Here is an 18500-nt window from a genome sequence, read left to right as displayed (position 1 = left end):
CTCCTCTCCTCCGGCTTCGCGTTCCGGTCGGCTGTCACCCCGAGACCACGGGCGCGATCGTCGGGGTCAGCGGCGTGTCGACCGCCGCCTGGGTCGTGATCGACGCACCGCCTGGGCCTGTCCCGGTGGCCCGGGCGGTATTGGCGACGTGCCCGGCGGAAAGGTCCGCCTGAGTCAGGCGGTAGCTCGCCGTCGCCGTCGCCGATTCACCGGGACGGAGCTCTCCCGCGGCCCCGGGCCAGGCGTACGTCAGCGGCGACAGGCCCGTCATCGCGTCGGCGACGTTCACATCCGTTAGGGTGACGTTGCCCACGTTGCTGACCGTGAAGGTGTAGGTGATGGTGTCGCCCACCATCGCCGGAGCATGCACCTGCGAGGCATCCGCGGTCTTCACGAGGTGCAATCCCGGGGACGACACGAGCGGCGTGTCGGTCGACGCCGGCGTCGACGAGATCGGGGGGCCGAGCGGCGGTGCGCCGGTTGCCGTCGCGGTGTTGTCGACGTGGCCCGCGTCGATGTCCCGTTGAGTCAGGCGATAGGTCGCGGTCGCTGTCGCCGAGGCTCCCGGCGCGAGCACGCCCGGCGCGCCCGGCCAGGTGTAGGTGAGAGCGGACAGCCCGGGCATCGGATCGCCGATGTCGACACCCGCGAGCGTGACGTTCCCGGTGTTCGTCACCGTGAACCCGTACGCGATCTGGTCGCCGACCCGCGGAGGCGACGACACCTGCGAAGCGTCCGCGGTCTTCGTCAGCGCGAGAGCCTGCACCAGGTCCTGCGGGATCTCCACCGTGGCCTGGTCGGTCACGCCGGGACCGCTCGGCGGAGTGCCGACGGCATCCGCAGTGTTCGACAGCCGGCCGGCGTCGATGTCCGCCTGGGTGAGGGTGTAGGTCGCCGTCGCGGTCACGCCCTGCCCGGGAGCGAGTGTCCCCGGCGTCCCCGGCCAGGTGAAGCTGAGGGCGGAGAGTCCGGGAAGCGGGTCCGTGATGCCGACCCCGGTCAACGTGACATTGCCCGTGTTCGTCGCGACGAAGGTGTACGTCACCGTGTCGCCGACCGCGGCGGGGGAAGTCACGGCGGACACGTCGGCCGTCTTCACCAGGTCGATCGCCGGGGCGGCGACCAGAGGAACGTCCGCCGATCCCGAGTCGGTCACGCCCGGGCCGTTCGGCGGAGTTCCCGCCGCCGTGGCCGTGTTCGCCACGTGGCCGGCGTCGATGTCGGCCTGGGTCAGGGCGTAGGTGGCTGTCGCCGTCACCGATCCGCCCGGGGCCAGCACCCCCGGCTCCGCCGGATCCGGCCAGGTGTAGGCCAGGGCCGACAGACCCGGCAGGGGGTCGGCGATCGACACCGCCCTCAAGGTCACGTTGCCGGAGTTGGTCGCGACGAAGGTGTAGACGATCCTGTCGCCCACCACGGCCGGAGACTGCACACCCGACACGCCCGCTGTCTTCACCAGGTCGATGGCCGGGGCGCCGGCGAGCGGGGTCTCGGTGGTTGCCGTGGGCGACGTGGTCGGCGGACCGTTCGGCGGTGTTCCCGATGCGTTCGCTGCGTTCTGCACCCGCCCGAGGTCGACATCAGCCTGCGTCAGCCTGTAGGTCGCCGTTGCGGTGACCGTCTGACCCGGCACGAGGACCCCCGGGTTGGCCGGGTCCGGCCAACTGTAGGACAGGGACGACAGACCCGGGAGGGGGTCGGCGATCGACACCGCGGTCAGGGCCACGTTGCCGGTGTTCGTCGACGTGAAGGTGTAGCTGATCGTGTCTCCCACCCGTGCCGGGGTGCCGACGGCGGAGTCGTCGGCCCTCTTCGCCAGGGACAGCGCGGGCGTCTGGACGCCGGGGATGTCGGCGGAGGACGGAGGCGAGACCACATCCGGTCCGTTCGGCGGCGTCCCGGATGCCGTGGCCTCGTTGAACACGTGGCCGCTGTCGACGTCGGCCTGCGTCAGCACATAGCTCGCCGTGCAGGTGAGCTGCGCGCCCGGGGCCAGCGCGGGCGTCGGCGGGCAGTTCACCGGCGACACGGCGCCAGAGCCGGTGAACTGCGTCTCCGTGACCGTGGGGGATGTCAGCGTCACGTTGCCGGTGTTGGTGAGCACGAAGGAGTACGTGACCGTCTTCCCGACCGTGAAGTCCGTCGGGTCCAGGGACGCCGCCGACTTGACCAGGTCGAGGGAGGGACTGACACCGAGAGGCGTGTCCGTGTCTGCGGGCGGAGTGTCGATCGCCGGGCCGTTGGGCGGTGTCCCGCTCGCTCGGGCGCTGTTCGCGACATGTCCGGCGTCGATGTCTGCCTGTGTCAGCGCATACGTCGCCGTCGCGGTGACGGACCCGCCGGCCGGCAGCATGCCCGGCTGAGCCGGGTCCGGCCAGGTGTACGTCAGTGCCGACAGGCCCGGGAGCGGGTCGGACACGGCCACGCCGCTGAGGGTGACGTTCCCCGTGTTCGTTGCAGTGAACGTGTAAGTGATGGTGTCCCCGACCGCCGCGGGACTGCCGACAGTGGAGCCGTCTGCGGTCTTCGAGAGGATGAGCGACGGCGCGACGTCGAGAGGCGTGTCGGTGACAGCCTGGGGGGACGTCGCGTCGGGGCCGTTGGGCTGTGCCCCCGTCGCGATGGCCGTGTTGGCCACGTGGCCGGCGTCCAGGTCGGAGGGCGACACGGTGTAGACGGCCACGCCGGCGACCGTCTGTCCCGGAAGGAGCGTGCCGGGCTGGGCCGGATCCGGCCAGGTGTACGTGATCTGAGACAGCCCCGGCAGGGCGTCCGCGATGGAGACGCCCGTCAGCGGGACGTTGCCGGCGTTGCCGGCGGTGAAGCGGTAGGTGATCTGGTCTCCCACCCGTGTCGGCGAGTTCAGCGCCGACGCATCCGCGCTCTTGACCAGAGTCAGATCGGCGTTCGCCACCAGCGGCGTATCGGTGACGGACGGCGGCGGTGTCACATCCGGACCAGTCGGCGGCGTTCCCCTGGTGGTGGCGGAGTTCTCCACGTGACCGGCGGAGATGTCCTGTTGTGTCACGGCGTACGAAGCCGTCGCGGTCACCACCTGGCCCGGCAGCAGGGTCCCCGGTGTGCCCGGCCATGTGTACTGCAGCTGCCCGATGCCCGACAGGGCGTCGTCGATCGTCACCCCGGTCAGGGTGACGTTGCCCGTGTTGGTTGCGGTGATGGTGTAGACGATCGCGTCGCCGACCGCAGCCGGGATCTGGACGCCGGACTCGTCGGCCGTCTTCACGATGACCAGGTTCGGGCCCCGGGTCAGGGGGACCGGTATCGATGCGAACGTGCTGCCGGTGCTCGGCCCGCCGGGTGGCGTGCCCGTCGCCTGTGCTCGATTCACCACTTGGCCGGCGTCGATGTCCTGTTGCGTCACGGCGTAGGTCGCGGTCGCGGTCACGGACTCACCGGGAAGGAGGGTGCCGGAGGCGGCCGGCCAGGCTCCGTACACGATCGGGCCGAGCCCGGGGAGCTGGTCGGCGATCGTCACGGCGTCCAGCCGCACGTTGCCGGTGTTGGTCACCACGAAGTGATAGGTGACGGGGTCACCGACTCTGGCCGGCGAGTTCACTCCCGCCGCGTCGGCGGTCTTGGTCAGCGCGATTCCCGGGTTCGCGATCAGCGGGCTGTCCGTGCTGGCGGGCGGAGAGACGTAGGGCGGACCACTGAGGGGCGTCCCTGCCACCGTCGCCGTGTTCGCCACGTGGCCCGCGTCGATGTCGCTCTGCAGGAGCTGGTAGGTCGCCGTGGCCGTCACGGTCTCCCCCGGGTGCACGACCCCCGGGTCCGCCGGGTCCGGCCAGGTGTACACGAGCGGGGAGAGCCCGGGCAGCAGGTCGTCGATGGCGACGTTGGTCAGCGTGACGTTGCCGGTGTTCGTCGCCGAGAAGGTGTAGGTGATCGTGTCGCCCACGACGGCCGGCACATGCACCTGCGAAAGGTCGGCGGCCTTCTGGAAGTTGGCTCCGGGACCGTTCGGCAGCGGTGTGTCGGTGCTGGAAGCGGGCGGTGTCACCACCGGTCCTGCCGGCGGAGTCGCGGAGCTGGTCGCGACGTTGGCGACATGCCCGGAGTCGATGTCGGCCTGCGTGAGCGTGTAGATCGCCGTGGCCGTGACCGTTTCGCCCGGAAGCAGCACCCCTGCGACGCCCGGCCACTGATACACGAGCGCCGACAAGCCCGGGAGCGGATCCGTGATGGTGACCCCCGTCAGCGTCACGCTGCCGGTGTTCGTCGCCGTGAAGGTGTACTGGATGACGTTGCCCACCGCCGCCGGGTCGGAAACGGCGTTGGCGTTGGCGGTCTTGGTGAAGATCATGTCCGGCTGCTGCGACAAAGGCACGTCGGCCCGACTTGCCGGTGTGGTGACCGGTGGGCCGTTGGGCGGACTGCCCACGGCTGTCGCCGAGTTCTGCACGAGGCCGCTGTCGATGTCCGTCTGGGTGAGCGCGTAGGTCGCGCTCGCCGTCGCGGTCTGCCCGGGCAGCAGCCTGCCCGCGAAGGCCGGATCCGGCCAGGTGTAGGTCAGCGGGTTCAGTCCCGGGTGGGGGTCGGTGATGGTGACTCCCGTGAGGGTCGTCTGGCCGGTGTTCGTCGCACTGAAGTCGTAGGTGACGATGTCTCCGGCGCGGGCCGGGCTCTGCACGGCGGTGTTGTCGGCCGTCTTGATCACCGTCAGATCGGATACCAGGACGTCCGCGGTGCAGTTCGCGTCGGCCGACCCCGCCGCGCAGTTACTGCCGGCGGTCGGGGACACGACCGTGTTGATCATGCGGTGGTCACCCGCATCGGGATTAAGGACTGTCGCCGAGTAGGTGATCGTCGCCGTCGCGCCCACCGCGAGGGGACCGGACCAGGTCAGGTTCGGAGCCGTGTATGCGACGTTCCCCGATGACGCGACGGGATCGCCGTTGTAGGCCGCGTCCCCCAGAACGTCGGTCAGGTCATCGGTGAGGGAGGCGTTGTCGTAGGCCTGGCTTCCGGTGTTCTTGACAGTGATCGTGTACGTCACCGTGTCGCCTGGTCTCGCGGAGGGAGTCGATGGCGTCTTCGTGATCGCGAGCGAGCACTGAGCCGGGTCCGCCTGGACCGTGAACCGCGCTTCCCCCGTCGTGTTGCCGTTGGGGGCGTCGTTTCCGGCCGTGAAGGTGGTCACCGCGTTGGCCGTGTTCGAGAGTGTGACCGGAGCGGCAGCGTCGCAGGAGACGGGCGGGGCGATGGTCTGGAAGCAGAGCTGCGGCGGGTCGCCCTGCCATGTGATGGACAGCTGACCGGTCTGGACGCCGGAGATGTCGTTGATTCCGTTGACGGTCACGCTCGCAGTGATCGATGTGACGGTGGTGGGGATGCTGGAGATGTCCAGGTTTCCGCCTGCGGGCAGCGTCACGTTGTCGAAGCCGGTGATGACCGCATTGTTCTGATCACGCAGGGTCACGCTGGAGTTCGCGTAGGTCCCCGAAGTCAGGCCGGGAAGGGTGAGGAGGTCCCAAGCCCGGAAGGCGGCGGCGTCTCCGCAGTAGTATGCGGGCGGGTTGACCGTCATCGTGGTGGGTCCGGACACAGCCAGGCAGCCGCCGCCGGTGAGGGCGTTGAACAGGATGATCCGCCCGGCGTCGCCGTTGGCGACCAGGCAATTCGGGGCGACATCGGTGGCAGTGCGGACGGTGTAGTTGAACTGGTTGGGTACCGGAGTGAACCCGGAGCAGGCCGGAACGGTGCCGTTGCCGGTGTAGGCGCCGAAGTCCACGCAGATCACGGTGTTGCCCGAAGCGAGGTACACCTTCGAACCGATGGTGAGCGCATCACCGGCGGTCGTCGAGTTATTGACGTTGTAGTTGGCGCCGGTCCCTGTGTACGGGTTGTTGCTCTGCAGAACACCTGCCAGATCCCAGCAGATGCTGCCGCCCGTGCCTCCCGTGTTCAGGATCGAGCAGACCCCGGTCAGCGCTCCGGCAGTCGAGAGCACCGGCGCGAAGTTGGTGCTGCCATCGGTGGGCAGGGTCGGCGACGCGACCGGCCAGCTCCCCGGGCAGAGCGCCGACGTGGCGGTGTTGTAGCAGTAGGTCTGCCAGACGCTGGTACCGTTCCCCGCTGTCGTGGGGACACTGGTGAACACGTAGTCGGCAAAGGTCGCCGACGAGATCCGGACGTTGTTCGCTGTAGCCCCGGACGTCAGCGGCACCGTTCCGCACAGGCCTCCGGCCGCCGGGTCCACGCAGAGCAGGACATTGCCCGTCGGGGTCTCCGCCGTCACATACAACCGCCCATTCGCAGCAGGCAGCCCCGTGCCTCCGAACGTCGCACCGATGTTCCCGTTGGCATCACGCGCCACCTGACCCAGCGAGGAGAAACCGCAACTGACCGGGGTCGCGGGCGACAGGTCCAGGCACGCCACCCCGAGCGCACCCTGGGACCCCGCTCCCCCCGTGCCCTGCAACCAGAACAGCTTGCTCCCCGAAATCCAGGTGCCCCCCTGCCATGCAGTGAACCCGGTGTACCCGGTCCCGGTGCCGATGGCCGTTCCCACGGCCGATGACCAATACTGGTTGTTCGCGTTCGTCGGCCAGCCCGGACACGTGGTCCCATCCGCCCACTTGGCGCAGTACACGACGGCATCGGTGCGGTGGTGATAGACGCCGTACACGAGGTCTCCCCGCACCACGACGTTGTATGCGTCACCACCGGAGGTCTGCACCGTCGTCGAGCTGGGCGCCGGGAACCTCACGGACACCTGCTGCGTGCCCTGCGGCACCACCGTGCCCACGTACCCGATGCCGTTCGCGTTGGCGGGCGGCGTCCCGCTCGTCCACGTCGTCCCGCCGTCGGTACTGTACTGCGGAGCCAGAGCGCCCTCACCGTTTGGGTTCGGAGGCAGCTGCAGCGACCCCGGCACGTAGGCACCGGCGTTCGCGATCACATCCTTCATGTTCACCGAGGCGTTCGCCGACGTGTTGTTCTGGTAGGACACCACCCACTTGAGCGTGTCTCCGGGCTTCGCCGTCCCGGTCTTCGCACCCCCCGGCGCATCCGATGACGCAGCAATGGAATTGTTCGAGGCGTTCGTGGCCGTCTTGTACAGCGTCGAGACGGTCGTCGTGGCTGCATCGGCATAGTGCTGCGGAAGGATCAGCGTCCCGACCAGAGCGGCTATGGCCACGCATGCGAGAAGAAGTGTTCGCGCACTCCTCCGCGCGACACCTTCAGGACGAACGGTCATGGCGACTCTCCTCAGCTGTGGCGACGACGGCCGCATCTGGGAGGAGTTTTACGGGGATGCCGCGGAACCGAAAGACAGCGCTTCGAATCAGCGGGGGAACGACCGACGGGTCCGCTCGGTACCCGAGCCGAGCGGGCCCGCCAGCCCGCATCCCCGCGTCCCGATGGGGGGTTCGCGACGCGGGGATGGTCCGCTTCGATCACAACAGACCACCCTCCGCGACGAAAGACAGCGGACACGCAGAACGGCCGCGCCGCCGCACGACGAGGTGCGACGGCGCGGCCGTCAAGACGTACGAAGCCGGACTACAAGCGGCGCCAGTCGTCCGAGGTCAGGTGCGACCCGGCCTGCGGGCCCATCTGCAGCATCCCGCCGTCGACCGCCCAGGATGCGCCGGTGACGTACGAGGCCGCAGGCGAGGCGAGGAACGCGATGACCGCGGCGATCTCGCGCGCATCTCCCGGACGTCCGAGCGGGATGCCGGGGCGGTGGACGTCGCGCGGGTCCTCATCCTCTGCGTCGTTCATCGGCGTCGAGATCTCGCCGGGCGCGACGGCGTTCGCGGTGATGCCGTACTCGCCGAGCTCCAGCGCGAGCGTCTTCAGCAGGCCGCCGAGCCCGTGCTTCGCGGCATCGTACGCGGCAGAACCGACGCGCGGCTGGTGCTCGTGGACGCTGGTGACGCCGATGATGCGGCCGCCGCGTCCCGCATCCACCATCCGTCGGGCCATGCGCTGGATGCAGACGAACGCGCCATCGAGGTCGGCGCAGACGGTCTTCCGCCAGGTCTCCCAGTCGGTCTCGAAGAAGGGGGTGCCGCCGTTGAGCCCGGCGTTGTTGACGAAGACGTCGCAGCCGCCGAGCTCGTCGGCCATGCGGTCGACGACGTCGCCGCAGGCGGGGGCGTCGGTGGTGTCGAGTTGCGCGACGACGGCACGGCGGCCGGTCTCGCGGACGAGGCGCGCGGTCTCCTCCGCGCCCTCCTCGTCGGAGTGCCAGGTGATGCCGACGTCCATGCCGGCCTGGGCGAGGGCGACCGCGGTCGCCCGGCCGATGCCGGAGTCGGAGCCGGTGACGATGGCGGTGCGCGGGTCGGTGAGTTCCGGATACGAGTGATCAGCCATGCCCGGAACGGTGCACCCCATGCCGGGCGTGCGCAAGGGGTGGTAGTCGTGGAGCCATGACGATCTCCGCAGTGCTCTTCGACGTCGACGGGACCCTCGTCGACTCCAACTTCCTTCACGTCGACGCGTGGAGCCGCGCGTTCGCCGACATGGGGACGCCCGTCGACTCGTGGCGCATCCACCGGGCCATCGGGCAGGACTCCGCCCGGCTGTTGGAGGGGCTGGTCGGCGAGCGCGACGACGACTGGATCACGCGGGCGAAGGACCTGCACTCGCAGTACTACCGCGAGCAGGCCGGGCGGCTGCGGGCGTTCGAGCACGCGGGCGACCTGCTGCGTGAGCTGTCGTCGCGCGGGATCCGGGTGGTCCTGGCGACCTCCGCACCGACGGATGAGCTGGAACTGCTGATGGATGCTCTGGATGCGGAGGACGCCATCCACGCGACGACGAACGCCGACGATGTGGCGACGGCCAAGCCCGAGCCCGGGATCATCGAGGTCGCGCTGGAACGCGCCGGTTGCGCGCCGTCCGACGCGCTCTTCATTGGCGACTCGACGTGGGACATGATGGCCGCGGCGCGTGCGCACGTGCGGTCGGCGGGTGTGCTGTCGGGCGGGGTCGGTCCGTCCGAGCTGCTCGAGGCCGGAGCGGTGTCGGTGTTCGACGACCCGGCCGACCTGCTCGACCGCATCGACGGCGTTCTCAGCGGTCGACGGTCGGCCTGAGAGCCCGCTGGGCCTGCGGCGAGCACGCGCTCCGCAGCGGTCGCTCGCCACATCCCTCTTGCCAAGCGCGGGCGCTGGGCGTTCGATAGGTGCCGACGAGTCCGACGAGAGGAGTCGCCATGTCGGCGAGCGAGCTCGAGATGTCCAGCGTGCGGTACCCGTACCGGGGCCGCATCTTCCACGTGGAGAAGAAGACGGCGGGGGTGTGGGTCGTCCTCGACGAGTCGCACGCCGAACTGGGGACGCTGATCCGCGTCGCCGTCGAAGGGGAGGAGCACGAGCCGGTGTTCGGCGCCGTGCCCCCGGGCTACACGGAGACGTTGCACGAAGGATCCGACTGGAAGATGCTCGTCGCATCCCTCATCAACGAGTCGCTGGACGCGGAGACGGCCGCGACGGGCAACCAGGGAGAGGCATGACGGTACGTCTCAACAAGAAGGCGCTGGAGCACGCCAGGAAGCTGGTCGAGCAGGGCAAGGTCGTGCACGACGAGCGCGACGACTGGAGCGAACACGCCCCCAGTGCCGACGAGGAGAATCGCTACATCGACAAGAACGGCTGGGACGACTACGCCCTCTGGCACCTCGGCGAGGACCCGGACAAGAGCGAGGAGACGAAGGGCCGCTTCAGCTTCCCGTACGGCGACTTCACGAAAGTGCACCGCTGCGCGGTGATCTCGCTGGAGAGCCGCGCCGCGCAGAACGACCACGACGACATCGCCCGCGAGACCAAGCGCCTGCTCGACCTGATCGACGGGGAGTAGCCTGCGCGACGGGCTACGATTGCCCGGATGAACGCGACGTTGCGCACGACACTCGGCTGGGTCTCCGCCGTGACGCTCAACGTCGGCGCGTTGCTCTTCGTCGTCGGTCTGCTGCTGCCGCGGACGGGTGGCGACGCCCCGGTTCTCGGTGTCGGCGTGGGGATGTGCGTGGTCGGTCTCATCGCGGGCGGCTGCTGGCTGGCTGCGCGGCCGCACGTCTGAGTTGTGCCGCTGCTCGCTGACGGCCACGCCCGGACAGCGAGCAGCCCCGCCCTGGGATGAGGAGGGCGGGGCCGGTCGGGTACCGGCGTGACGCCGGTGGCTGGATGCGGTGGATCAGTCCGGGGGCTCGACGTGCCCCACGAGGTCCGGGTTGGACGGCTGGTCGGCCGGATCGAAGTCGGCGGGCGGCGGCTCGGCCTGGTCGGTGCCCCCTTCGGCAGCCGTCACATCCTCCGCTCCCTCCGGAGCGACCCCGGTCTCGTGCGGTGCGGAGACGTCTCCGGACTGGCCGGATTCCGTCTCGGCGGGCTCGGCGGCCTGGGCGTCGCGTTCGGCGCCGGCGGCGGTGTCCGATCCGGCCTCCCCTGCGCCCGCGACATCCTGATCGGAGGTGTCGACGGCGCCCTGGCCCTGCTCGAAGCGCTCGGGCTTGTCCTCGGCCGGAACGCCCTCGGCGTCCGTGTTCGGCAGTCCGCTGGTGTCACTCATGCTTCGCTCCTTCCCGGGCGCCTTACGGCTTGCCCTCTTCGCTGTACGAGGTAGCGGAGTTCCCGTCACCCGGTTCGGCGCGGGCGTCGTCGAGATCCGGGATGACCTCCTGGATCACGTCCTTGTCCGCGGTGGGCTCGGCGGCACCGCCGTCGTCGCCCTCGAGGTCGCCGGCCAGACCGTTGGTGGGGTCGTTGCCGGTGATCGGCTCCTGTGGGTCTCGCGAATCGGTCATGGGCCCCACGAAACGCCGCACGCCCGTCGCCCGCAAGGGGGGTGCCCCGTCGTCGCGCCTCGGCGTATCGTGGCTCCCCCTCCCCCGCGCCCCCCGCCAACGGTTCCGGAGTTTTTCCGCGTTTCGCGGTCGAAAAGGGCGAAAAACTCAGGAGCTGCGGGATGGGGTGGCGGGCGGCTCGGGGGTGTCGAGGCGGGCGATGAGGTCGAGGAGCGCCACGCGGTACTGCGGGGCGGACTGGTAGTCGGGATGCGTCGCCACCTTGACGAGGTAGCGCGGCGGACCGAACTCGTCGGCTCCCCGGTCGATGTCGTCCGGGCGGCGGTCTTCGAGGCGGTAACTGTTGACCGGGAAGCCGAGGTAATCCGTCCGGCGCCACAGGTTGATCCAGGCGACCGAACCGTCCTCCTGCGTCAGCAGCTGGACGAGCGACGGGTCGGATGCGCCGGACGCACCGACGACGACCGGGTCGCCGTCCTGATCCCGCTCCACCTGGGTGAACCAGGGGTCGGCCTTGCCGAGGAGCGGACGCCGCGAGCCGAGGGTGCCGAGCGCATCCGGCCCGAACAGCTCGGGGAAGAACCGGCCGAAATAGACGCGCAGTTGCGACCCGTAGGTGAGCAGCGCGACGTTGCGCAGCCGGTCGGCGTCGTCCGGCCGCAGGGTGAACAGCGTCGAGACCGCCAGCACGGCCCCCAGGCTGTGGGCTGAGAGGACCACGCTGAACGGGCGCTTCTCGCCGAGGGCGGCCTCCTCCTGCTCATCGCGCCAGCGGAGCCGTTCGGCCAGCGTGATTCCTTCTGGCGGCTCCAGGTCGTGTGTTAACCAGTCGGCGACGCGATCGCGCAGCTCGGGGACGACGCGCTCCGCGTAGCAGGGCGGACCGAACGGATGGCCCGCCCGCGGGAGGAAGCACATGAGGTCCCACATGATGCTGATCGGGCGTTCCTTGGCGGTCAGCGCGTTCTCCACCACCACGGCGAGGATGGCGGCGGCGATCACCGCGAGGGCCGGACCGACGAGCGCGTCGATCCAGCGGAAGACGACCGAGTACGAGACGGCGAGCGCCACGACGAAGCCGGCGGCGAGCAGTGCGGCGAGGATCCCGAGGATGGGCTCGCCTCGGTGCACAAGCGCGGCGAGTCGCCGCGCACGCAGGATTTTCAGCGCCAGGCGGTCGGCCGTGGTGCTCGCCGCGATGCGGCCGTCGCGGTACGCATCCACCTGCTCCAGCAGCGGGCGGCGCCCGTCGCGCGTGCGGGGCGTCGTCAGCAGGGGCACCCAGCGCAGGACCGCGGCGGCGACGCCGACACCGACGAGGGCCAGCGCGATGGCGATGAACGGGAGCACGTCGCCGAAGTTGTGATACACGATCGGCGGTCTCAGCACCGCGTGCGGCGGGGTCGCACAGCCGCACGGGGGCGACCCGCTGACGAGCCAGCCCTGCACGCCGAGCACGAGCAGGGTGGAGAGGATCATCGCGGCACCGAGCGACCACAGCATGACGACGCCCGGGCCCATCCCCGCCCAGCCTTCGGCCCGGAATCGATCCGGCGGCCCGGCCCGGCGGCCGCTCGGGAAGTACGGCCACCGCCAGACGAGGATCAGCTGCGCGAGGGTCAGCACGGCCGCGATGGCGAACAACGGCAGACGCAGGGCGCCTGGCGCTGCGTTCTGCGTCGGCGGATTCTGCGCGACCCCGGCGAGGAAGGTCAGCCCGGCACCGGTCATCAGGGCGATCGACAGCCAGTGCGGCACCCCGCGCCGCCAACCCAGCGCCGAAATGCAGATGGCGAGCAGCACGCCGAGGATGATGGATGGGGCGGTCGCGAGCCCGAGGAACGCCCCCGACGGCGGCGACGCATACTCACCGCCGAACCACAGCGAGGCGCCGACGTACAGGTAGACGAGGATGGACACCACCAGCACCCAGGCCGTGACCGTCCCGGTCGTGCGGAGGCGGTCGCGCAGGAACTCGTCGACCGACGCGTCGGCGGCGCCCCCGGTGTTGGTCGTCTCGGCGAACACCCCGACCAGGACGATCACGATGGTCAAGCCGAGCGCCGCGATGAGCCCGCCGCTGAGGGCGAGGAGGTCACGCGATCCGAACGCCGCGCCGAGGCACTCCCCGGACACGAAGGTCTGGAGTTTGACACACGCTGCGGCGCCGGCGAACATGCGGTCCCAGGCGAGGAGGAGGGCGACCAGCAGGAAGGCGGCGGCGAGGTGAAGCCGCTCGGTCGGGGAGCCGACGCGCGCCGTGCGCCAGAAGCCCTCCGACGCGAGCGGACGCAGCCGGCCGCTGCGGCGGACACCGCGCCCGCCCATCCGGTCGGCGGCGTCGAAGATCGCCGCCTCGTAGCGTGCCCGGGCCCGGCGCGACACCAGGAACAAGAGCAGGACGCCCGCGATCGGCACGAGCGAGAGCAGCGACAGCTGCGGCCCGCGCCAGCTCAGCGGCGCGTTCGCGAAGAAGCCGGTGACCGCCTCCGGCAGCGCCGTGCACGCTGTGCCCGTGACGCACTGCACGCCCAGATCGAGGCTCACCGACCCGAGGGCGCAGACGTAGAGCAGGGTCAGTCCGAGCGCGAAGATGCGGAGAGACGCGCCGCCGACCCCGGCATCCCACTCGCCGCCCGGCCGCTGAGTCGGGATGCGCCGGGTCCAGTACGCCGCGTTCGCCAGGCCGAACGGGGCCAGCAGCAGCCAGGCGAGCTGGACGAACAGCTGCCCGATGAACAGGAAGGGCCCCGCACCGTACCGCGCCAGCCGCCCCCACGAGTAGGCCTCGGTGCGCACGCCGTCCGGCGGAACGGCCGGGTCGATCGTGCCGGGGGCGTCGTCCGGGTCGCGGTCGGGCTCATCCTGCTTCGGCGCCCACCAGAATCCGCCGTTCTCATCGCCCTGCGTCTGCCGCAGCTCGCTCTGCTCGCGCCCCAGCATCTCCGTCGGCGGGGTGTTCTTGATGCCGTGGATGCGCAGCTCGAGCACATGGTGGGGCCAGTCGTGGGGTCGCGCCTCGTCGCTCATCCCTCCGCCGATCGTCCGGGTGACGCGCGCAGACTACTCCCGGCCGCGCCCGGACGGCTACAGCGATGTCGCACCCCGCACCTGTAGCCGAGCGCGGCGGCACGGCGTAGTGTCCCTGCTATGAGCAACCCAGAGCAGCCGACCGGCGACGCACGCGAGAACCTCGAGGGCAGCTACACCGAGGTCGACGGCGAGGCGCCGCACGAGCGCAGCGTCCACGGTCAGTACACCGAGACCGAGGAGAACCCCGGCCCCGATCCCTCGGTCGAGGGGACGTACACGGACGCGGACGAGCCTGCCGACGCCCCCGAAGGCGAGTACACCGGCGGGGACTACGACGAGCCCTGAGCCGCGCTGAACCCGCCGACTCCGGTCGGGCTTCACCCGCCGAATACTCGAGCGGTCAGGACAGGCGCTTGCGCGTCTTCTGAGCCTGCGCCACGGCCTTCTTGCGCGCCTTCTTCACATCGGGCGCGTTCCAGAACGACGTGACGGCCTCGGTGATCTGCTCGTAGCGTTCGCGACCGGCACGGGCTCCGAGCAGGTAGGCGACGGCCACGACGACGAGGATGAGAAGGGTCTTCAGGCGCATGTCCCGACGCTAGCCCTCAGGCTGTCGTCTGGGAAGGGCCGTACACCAGCCTGTGGAGAAGGGCGTGCACGGGGCCCGACAGGAAGAGTAGGAACAGCCACAGTAGGTTGATGCTCGGAAACAGCACGGCGAGCACCAGCGCGAGCGCCATGATGCTGGCCTCAGCGATGCCGTTGGTGCGGTCGATGTTCTTCCGCGCCTCCTCGACGAGCAGCTCCGGGCTGCGGTAGAGCGCCTCGGCGATCAGCCGGCTCGCCACCGTCGCGACGAGCATGTCGCCGATGTAGAGCGCGTAGACCTCCGCGCGCTGACCCTCGGACTCTGCGAGCACGTTGGCGCTGAATGGAATCGCCACGATGGCGAGCAGCCAGAGGAAGTTGAACCAGACGACCCAGGAGTTGTAGTCGCGCACGCTCTCGAAGATGCGGTGATGGATCACCCAGAAGCGCGCGATGACGACGAACGAGATGACGAACGCGAAGATCTCCCAGCCGTTCGTGGAGAGGAACTCGCCGAACGACTTGCCGCCCAGTTGCGACGCCTCATCGACGAGCGGCAGGATCAGCAGCGTGATCGCGATCGCGACCGTCGCGTCGGAGAAGTTCACGAGCCGGTCGAGCCCGCGCTCCGTCCTGATCACCGCCATGCGGACATTCTGCCGCAGCGGTCAGTCGAGGAGGCCCAGTTCGATGGCGCGGCGCACGGCCGATGTGCGGTCGGAGACGCCCAGCTTCTCGTACGCGCGGCTGAGGTAGGTCTTGACGGTCGCCTCGCCGATGAAGAGCTGCGCGCCGATCGCCGCGTTGGTGAGGCCGTCGGCGGCGAACCGCAGCACCTTCACCTCCTGGGCGGACAGAGCCGGATCGGCCCGCCGGCCCTGCACCCGTCCCAGCAGCGCCGTGGCGGCCGAGGTCGCGAGCACCGTCTCGCCCGCCGCGGCGGAACGCACGGAGCGGGCCAGCTCCGCCGGGGCGATGTCCTTCAGCAGGTATCCGCTCGCGCCGGCCTCGATGGCGCGCAGGATGTCCTGGTCCGTCTCGTAGGTCGTCAGCACGACGACCCGGGTCGCGGGATGCGCGGACGCGATCGCGCGCGTCGCCGCGACGCCATCGCCGCCGGGCATGCGCAGGTCCATCAGCACCAGGTCCGGGTTCAGGGCGGCCACGAGGTCGACGGCCTCGGGGCCGCTCCCGGCCTGGCCGACCACCTCGATGTCGTCGTAGCTCTGCAGCATCCCCCGGATGCCTTCGCGCACCACGGGGTGGTCGTCGGCCAGCAGGATGCGGATCACGGCACCTCCTCGATCGGGGCGGGAAGCCGGACGGTGAGCAGCGTCCCATCGCCGGGAGCCGTCGTCAAGGCGAACGCGCCGCCGGCCTCTCGGACGCGCGCCCGCATCCCGTCGATGCCGTAGCCGTCGCGCGGAGCAGCCGCGTCGAACCCGCGCCCGTCGTCATGCACGGTCAGCACGAGCGCGTCGGGCTCATAGGCGAGGGACGCATCCACCGAGCGGGCGCCGGCGTGCTTGCGCACGTTAGCCAGCGCCTCCTGAAACACGCGCAGCGCGACGACCTCGACGGCGGGCGGGGCCAGCCGGGTTCGCCGGTCACGCCGAAGGCGACAGGAACGCCGGCCTCCTCCTCGAACCGGCCGGCCACCCGCCCCAGCGCCTGCTCCAGCGTCGACTCGGCCAGCCGGCCCGGGGTCAGAGCCGCGATGATGCGCCGCGACTCCTGCAGGTTCTCCTGCGCCGTGTCGGTCATCAGCTCGATGTGCCGCCGAGCGGTCGCCGGGTCGGAGTCGAGCTCGCCCTGCACCGCATGGCCCAGGGTGACGATGCTGGTGAAGCCCTGCGCGAGCGTGTCGTGCATCTCGCGGGCGATGCGCTCACGCTCGGCCGCCGCTCCCTGCTGCTCCGACAGCTCGGCGATCTCGCGCTGCTGCTCGCGCAGCCGCTGGATGAGGAGCCCGCGTTCGCGGCTCTCCTTCGTCACGGCGGTGATGCGGTTGCTGAAGTACACGGACACCGCGATCACCAGCACGGTCAGGCCGAGCGTGCCCGCCACATCCCCCGGCTCCAGGTCGCCCACCAGCCAGCGGACGAGCACGCCGCCGAGGTTGATGACGACGATGGCGACGGCCGCTGGCACGGCGGAGAGCACGAGGAAGAACTGCGGCGAGACGATGAACAGCGCGATGTTGGCCCAGTTGTTGAGGCCGTAGGCGACGAAGTAGACCGCGATCGCGAGCCCGACGTACAGCCACGCTCGCCAGCTGTCGCTGCGCACTCCGGCGCGACTCGGCCGCGCGAGGAACCAGTAGACCGGGAAGAGCACGAGGACGAGGACGGCCGAGGTGATCGTCCGCGGCCAGCCGGTGATCGGATTCGCCAGGATCAGCAGCACCGACGCCAGCGTGGCGGCGGCGGAATACCCGATCCAGTCCCCGAACCAGCGGTCGTCCGCGCGCTCTGCCACGATCAGACTGTAGCCGCTCGCTGGGCCGGCTCGGACGGGGCGTCCGACTCCGGGAGGGACGTGCGGCCCGCTGGGTAGAAGAGGCCCACCACGGCGACGATCGCCATCGCCGCGGCCATGCCCCAGAACGCCCACTGCACGGCGGAGGCGTAGTCGGCCCGCACCGCGTGCATGATCTGCTCCTGGATGGCCTGAGGCAGGTTCGACATCCCGTCACCGGAGTCCGTGGCGCCGCTGATCCGCTCCACCGCGGTCTGGGCGTCCGCTGCCGATCCGCTGAACTTCGCGAACGAGTCGGTCAGCAGGTCGGTCAGTCGCGAGGTGACCACCGTGGTGAACACGGCGAGGCCGAGCGCGCCGCCGAAGTTCTTCATGGTCTGCGTGATGGCGCTCACCTCGCCGTAGCTCGCGCCGATCGCGCGGTTCACGGCGTCCGTCGAGACCGGGCTGAACATGAGCCCGATACCGGCGCCGGCCACCACGATGGGCCAGGTCTGCGGGTTGAAGAACGCGTCGGCATGGATGCTCAGATCGGTCACGCTGGCCGCCAGCCAGCCGAAGCCGAACGCCCCGATCACTCCGCCGAGCAGCACCACCAGCCGCGCTCCGCTCTTGTCGAAGCGCACCGAGCCGATCCGGCTCGCGACGACGAATCCGATGAAGAACTTGAGGAACAGCAGCCCCGTCTCGGCGGCCGAGAGCTGCAGCGACACCTGGCCGTAGACGCTGAGGAAGAAGAAGGTGCTGATGAACGCGATGGAGGCGAACAGAGTCGCCACGGTCGACAGCGTGAACCCGCGGTCGCGGAAGGCGGCGATGCGGACCAGCGGCTGCGCGATCCGCCGCTGCACGAGGACGAAGACCACCAGCAGCGCGGCGCCGAGGACGAGGGAGGCGATGACGGCCGGGCTGCCCCATCCCCACGGGCTCGCCTGCTGCAGTCCGAACACGATCAGGCCCATGCCGCCGGCGACGATCGCGGCGCCGAGCCAGTCGATGCGCTCGCGGCGCGGGACGGACGGCCGCGCCGCGATGGCGACGATGACGAAGGCCGCGAGAGCGATCGGGACGTTGACCCAGAAGATCGCCCGCCAGGTCCAGATGGTGAGGTAGCCGCCGGCGATCGGCCCGAGGGCGGTCATGGCGCCGGTGATGGCGAAGAAGATCGCCATCGCCCGGCCGCGGCTCTCACGGGCGAAGCCCTCGACGACGATGCCGATGGCCGCCGGGAACATGATCGCCCCGGCGACGCCCTGCAAGGCGCGCGCCGCCACCAGCCACGGCTCCGCCAGGTCGCCCGTGGGCGCCAGGCCGCAGAGAAGGGACGTGATGCCGAACCCCGCGATGCCGACGAGAGCCATCCGCTTGTGGCCGACGACGTCGGCGACGCGGCCGCCCAGCAGGAAGAAGGCCGCGGTGGTCAGAAGGTAGACGTTGACGGCCCACTGCATCCCGTCGTGGCTGAGCCCCAGGTTCTGCTGGATGCTGGGAGCCGAGAGGGCGACGATCGTCTGGTCGATCGTCGTCATCGAGACGGCGAAAATGAGACCGGTGAGGGCCAGGGTTGACGACTTCATGCCCTCAGCCTCGCTGAGCGGTCGCGCGGGCGGCACCGGCGGGC

Annotated in this window: 16 protein-coding genes; 5 read left to right on the top strand and 11 right to left on the bottom strand. The window is 70.2% G+C overall.

Annotated elements, in window-relative coordinates:
* Window positions 1–34: 34 nt before the first annotated feature.
* A complete protein-coding gene (locus tag ACF1AJ_RS14035; RefSeq protein ID WP_391507885.1) occupies window positions 35–7162 on the bottom strand; it encodes a beta strand repeat-containing protein in 7128 nt (2375 codons plus the stop codon).
* Between the two features lie 365 nt (window positions 7163–7527).
* The gene (locus tag ACF1AJ_RS14030; RefSeq protein ID WP_391507884.1) at window positions 7528–8346 is read right to left on the bottom strand and encodes an SDR family oxidoreductase; all 819 of its coding nucleotides are present in this window, start codon (window positions 8344–8346) and stop codon (window positions 7528–7530) included.
* 56 nt (window positions 8347–8402) lie between these two features.
* On the opposite strand from ACF1AJ_RS14030, the gene ACF1AJ_RS14025 reads away from it, so the two are divergent.
* From ACF1AJ_RS14025 to ACF1AJ_RS14010, 4 genes are all read left to right on the top strand, one after another.
* A complete protein-coding gene (locus ACF1AJ_RS14025) occupies window positions 8403–9071 on the top strand; it encodes an HAD family hydrolase (protein ID WP_391507883.1) in 669 nt (222 codons plus the stop codon).
* A gap of 119 nt (window positions 9072–9190) precedes the next feature.
* Window positions 9191–9490, top strand: a complete 300-nt coding sequence (locus ACF1AJ_RS14020; RefSeq protein ID WP_089879216.1) for a hypothetical protein — start codon at window positions 9191–9193, stop codon at window positions 9488–9490.
* On the top strand, window positions 9487–9834 hold the full coding sequence (locus ACF1AJ_RS14015; protein WP_391507882.1) for a hypothetical protein: 348 nt from the start codon (window positions 9487–9489) through the stop codon (window positions 9832–9834). Before ACF1AJ_RS14020 ends, ACF1AJ_RS14015 begins: the two co-directional genes overlap by 4 nt.
* A 27-nt stretch (window positions 9835–9861) precedes the next feature.
* Window positions 9862–10056 (top strand): hypothetical protein, encoded by a 195-nt coding sequence (locus tag ACF1AJ_RS14010; RefSeq protein ID WP_391507881.1) that lies wholly within the window; start codon window positions 9862–9864, stop codon window positions 10054–10056.
* Window positions 10057–10170: 114 nt separating this feature from the next.
* On the opposite strand, the gene ACF1AJ_RS14005 is transcribed toward ACF1AJ_RS14010, so the two are convergent.
* The 3 genes from ACF1AJ_RS14005 to ACF1AJ_RS13995 all read right to left on the bottom strand — a co-directional run bounded on the left by ACF1AJ_RS14005 (window position 10171) and on the right by ACF1AJ_RS13995 (window position 13810).
* Entirely contained in the window at window positions 10171–10545 is a 375-nt protein-coding gene (locus tag ACF1AJ_RS14005) for a hypothetical protein (protein ID WP_391507880.1), read from the bottom strand.
* Window positions 10546–10567: 22 nt separating this feature from the next.
* Complete coding sequence (locus ACF1AJ_RS14000; RefSeq protein ID WP_391507879.1) at window positions 10568–10780, bottom strand: hypothetical protein; 213 nt, start codon at window positions 10778–10780, stop codon at window positions 10568–10570.
* Between the two features lie 147 nt (window positions 10781–10927).
* Window positions 10928–13810 (bottom strand): hypothetical protein, encoded by a 2883-nt coding sequence (locus ACF1AJ_RS13995; RefSeq protein ID WP_391507878.1) that lies wholly within the window; start codon window positions 13808–13810, stop codon window positions 10928–10930.
* A gap of 120 nt (window positions 13811–13930) precedes the next feature.
* Here ACF1AJ_RS13995 and ACF1AJ_RS13990 point away from each other — a divergent pair, with 120 nt between their 5' ends.
* Window positions 13931–14158: a hypothetical protein gene (locus ACF1AJ_RS13990; RefSeq protein WP_391507877.1), complete on the top strand. Its 228-nt coding sequence runs from the start codon at window positions 13931–13933 to the stop codon at window positions 14156–14158.
* Window positions 14159–14213: 55 nt separating this feature from the next.
* Here the strand turns inward: ACF1AJ_RS13990 and ACF1AJ_RS13985 are convergent, their stop codons facing one another.
* Genes ACF1AJ_RS13985 through ACF1AJ_RS13960 form a run of 6 tightly spaced genes read right to left on the bottom strand, consistent with a single transcriptional unit; the run spans window position 14214 to window position 18456 of the window.
* Window positions 14214–14402, bottom strand: a complete 189-nt coding sequence (locus tag ACF1AJ_RS13985; RefSeq protein ID WP_309855312.1) for a hypothetical protein — start codon at window positions 14400–14402, stop codon at window positions 14214–14216.
* A gap of 16 nt (window positions 14403–14418) precedes the next feature.
* Window positions 14419–15048, bottom strand: a complete 630-nt coding sequence (locus ACF1AJ_RS13980; protein WP_391507876.1) for a TMEM175 family protein — start codon at window positions 15046–15048, stop codon at window positions 14419–14421.
* 21 nt (window positions 15049–15069) lie between these two features.
* Complete coding sequence (locus tag ACF1AJ_RS13975) at window positions 15070–15693, bottom strand: response regulator (protein WP_391507875.1); 624 nt, start codon at window positions 15691–15693, stop codon at window positions 15070–15072.
* Window positions 15690–15935 carry a sensor histidine kinase gene (locus ACF1AJ_RS13970; RefSeq protein WP_391507874.1) on the bottom strand — a complete coding sequence of 82 codons (246 nt, stop codon included), beginning with the start codon at window positions 15933–15935 and terminating at the stop codon, window positions 15690–15692. The genes ACF1AJ_RS13975 and ACF1AJ_RS13970 overlap by 4 nt, the downstream gene beginning before the upstream one ends.
* On the bottom strand, window positions 15866–16879 hold the full coding sequence (locus ACF1AJ_RS13965) for a sensor histidine kinase (RefSeq protein ID WP_391507873.1): 1014 nt from the start codon (window positions 16877–16879) through the stop codon (window positions 15866–15868). Before ACF1AJ_RS13965 ends, ACF1AJ_RS13970 begins: the two co-directional genes overlap by 70 nt.
* 2 nt (window positions 16880–16881) lie before the next feature.
* Window positions 16882–18456 carry an MFS transporter gene (locus ACF1AJ_RS13960; protein ID WP_391507872.1) on the bottom strand — a complete coding sequence of 525 codons (1575 nt, stop codon included), beginning with the start codon at window positions 18454–18456 and terminating at the stop codon, window positions 16882–16884.
* Window positions 18457–18500: the final 44 nt, after the last annotated feature.

Source organism: Leifsonia sp. NPDC014704 (assembly GCF_043083605.1).
Classification (GTDB): Bacteria; Actinomycetota; Actinomycetes; order Actinomycetales; family Microbacteriaceae; genus Leifsonia.
This window is presented reverse-complemented; position numbering and strand designations above follow the sequence as displayed.

Coding starts and splice junctions, on each gene's coding strand:
- ACF1AJ_RS14020 (WP_089879216.1), top strand. CDS start 9,191: ATGTCGGCGAGCGAGCTCGAGATGTCCAGCGTGCGGTACCCGTACCGG.
- ACF1AJ_RS14030 (WP_391507884.1), bottom strand. CDS start 8,346: ATGGCTGATCACTCGTATCCGGAACTCACCGACCCGCGCACCGCCATC.
- ACF1AJ_RS14005 (WP_391507880.1), bottom strand. CDS start 10,545: ATGAGTGACACCAGCGGACTGCCGAACACGGACGCCGAGGGCGTTCCG.
- ACF1AJ_RS13980 (WP_391507876.1), bottom strand. CDS start 15,048: ATGGCGGTGATCAGGACGGAGCGCGGGCTCGACCGGCTCGTGAACTTC.
- ACF1AJ_RS14000 (WP_391507879.1), bottom strand. CDS start 10,780: ATGACCGATTCGCGAGACCCACAGGAGCCGATCACCGGCAACGACCCC.
- ACF1AJ_RS13995 (WP_391507878.1), bottom strand. CDS start 13,810: ATGAGCGACGAGGCGCGACCCCACGACTGGCCCCACCATGTGCTCGAG.
- ACF1AJ_RS13960 (WP_391507872.1), bottom strand. CDS start 18,456: ATGAAGTCGTCAACCCTGGCCCTCACCGGTCTCATTTTCGCCGTCTCG.
- ACF1AJ_RS13985 (WP_309855312.1), bottom strand. CDS start 14,402: ATGCGCCTGAAGACCCTTCTCATCCTCGTCGTCGTGGCCGTCGCCTAC.
- ACF1AJ_RS14010 (WP_391507881.1), top strand. CDS start 9,862: ATGAACGCGACGTTGCGCACGACACTCGGCTGGGTCTCCGCCGTGACG.
- ACF1AJ_RS14025 (WP_391507883.1), top strand. CDS start 8,403: ATGACGATCTCCGCAGTGCTCTTCGACGTCGACGGGACCCTCGTCGAC.
- ACF1AJ_RS14015 (WP_391507882.1), top strand. CDS start 9,487: ATGACGGTACGTCTCAACAAGAAGGCGCTGGAGCACGCCAGGAAGCTG.
- ACF1AJ_RS13990 (WP_391507877.1), top strand. CDS start 13,931: ATGAGCAACCCAGAGCAGCCGACCGGCGACGCACGCGAGAACCTCGAG.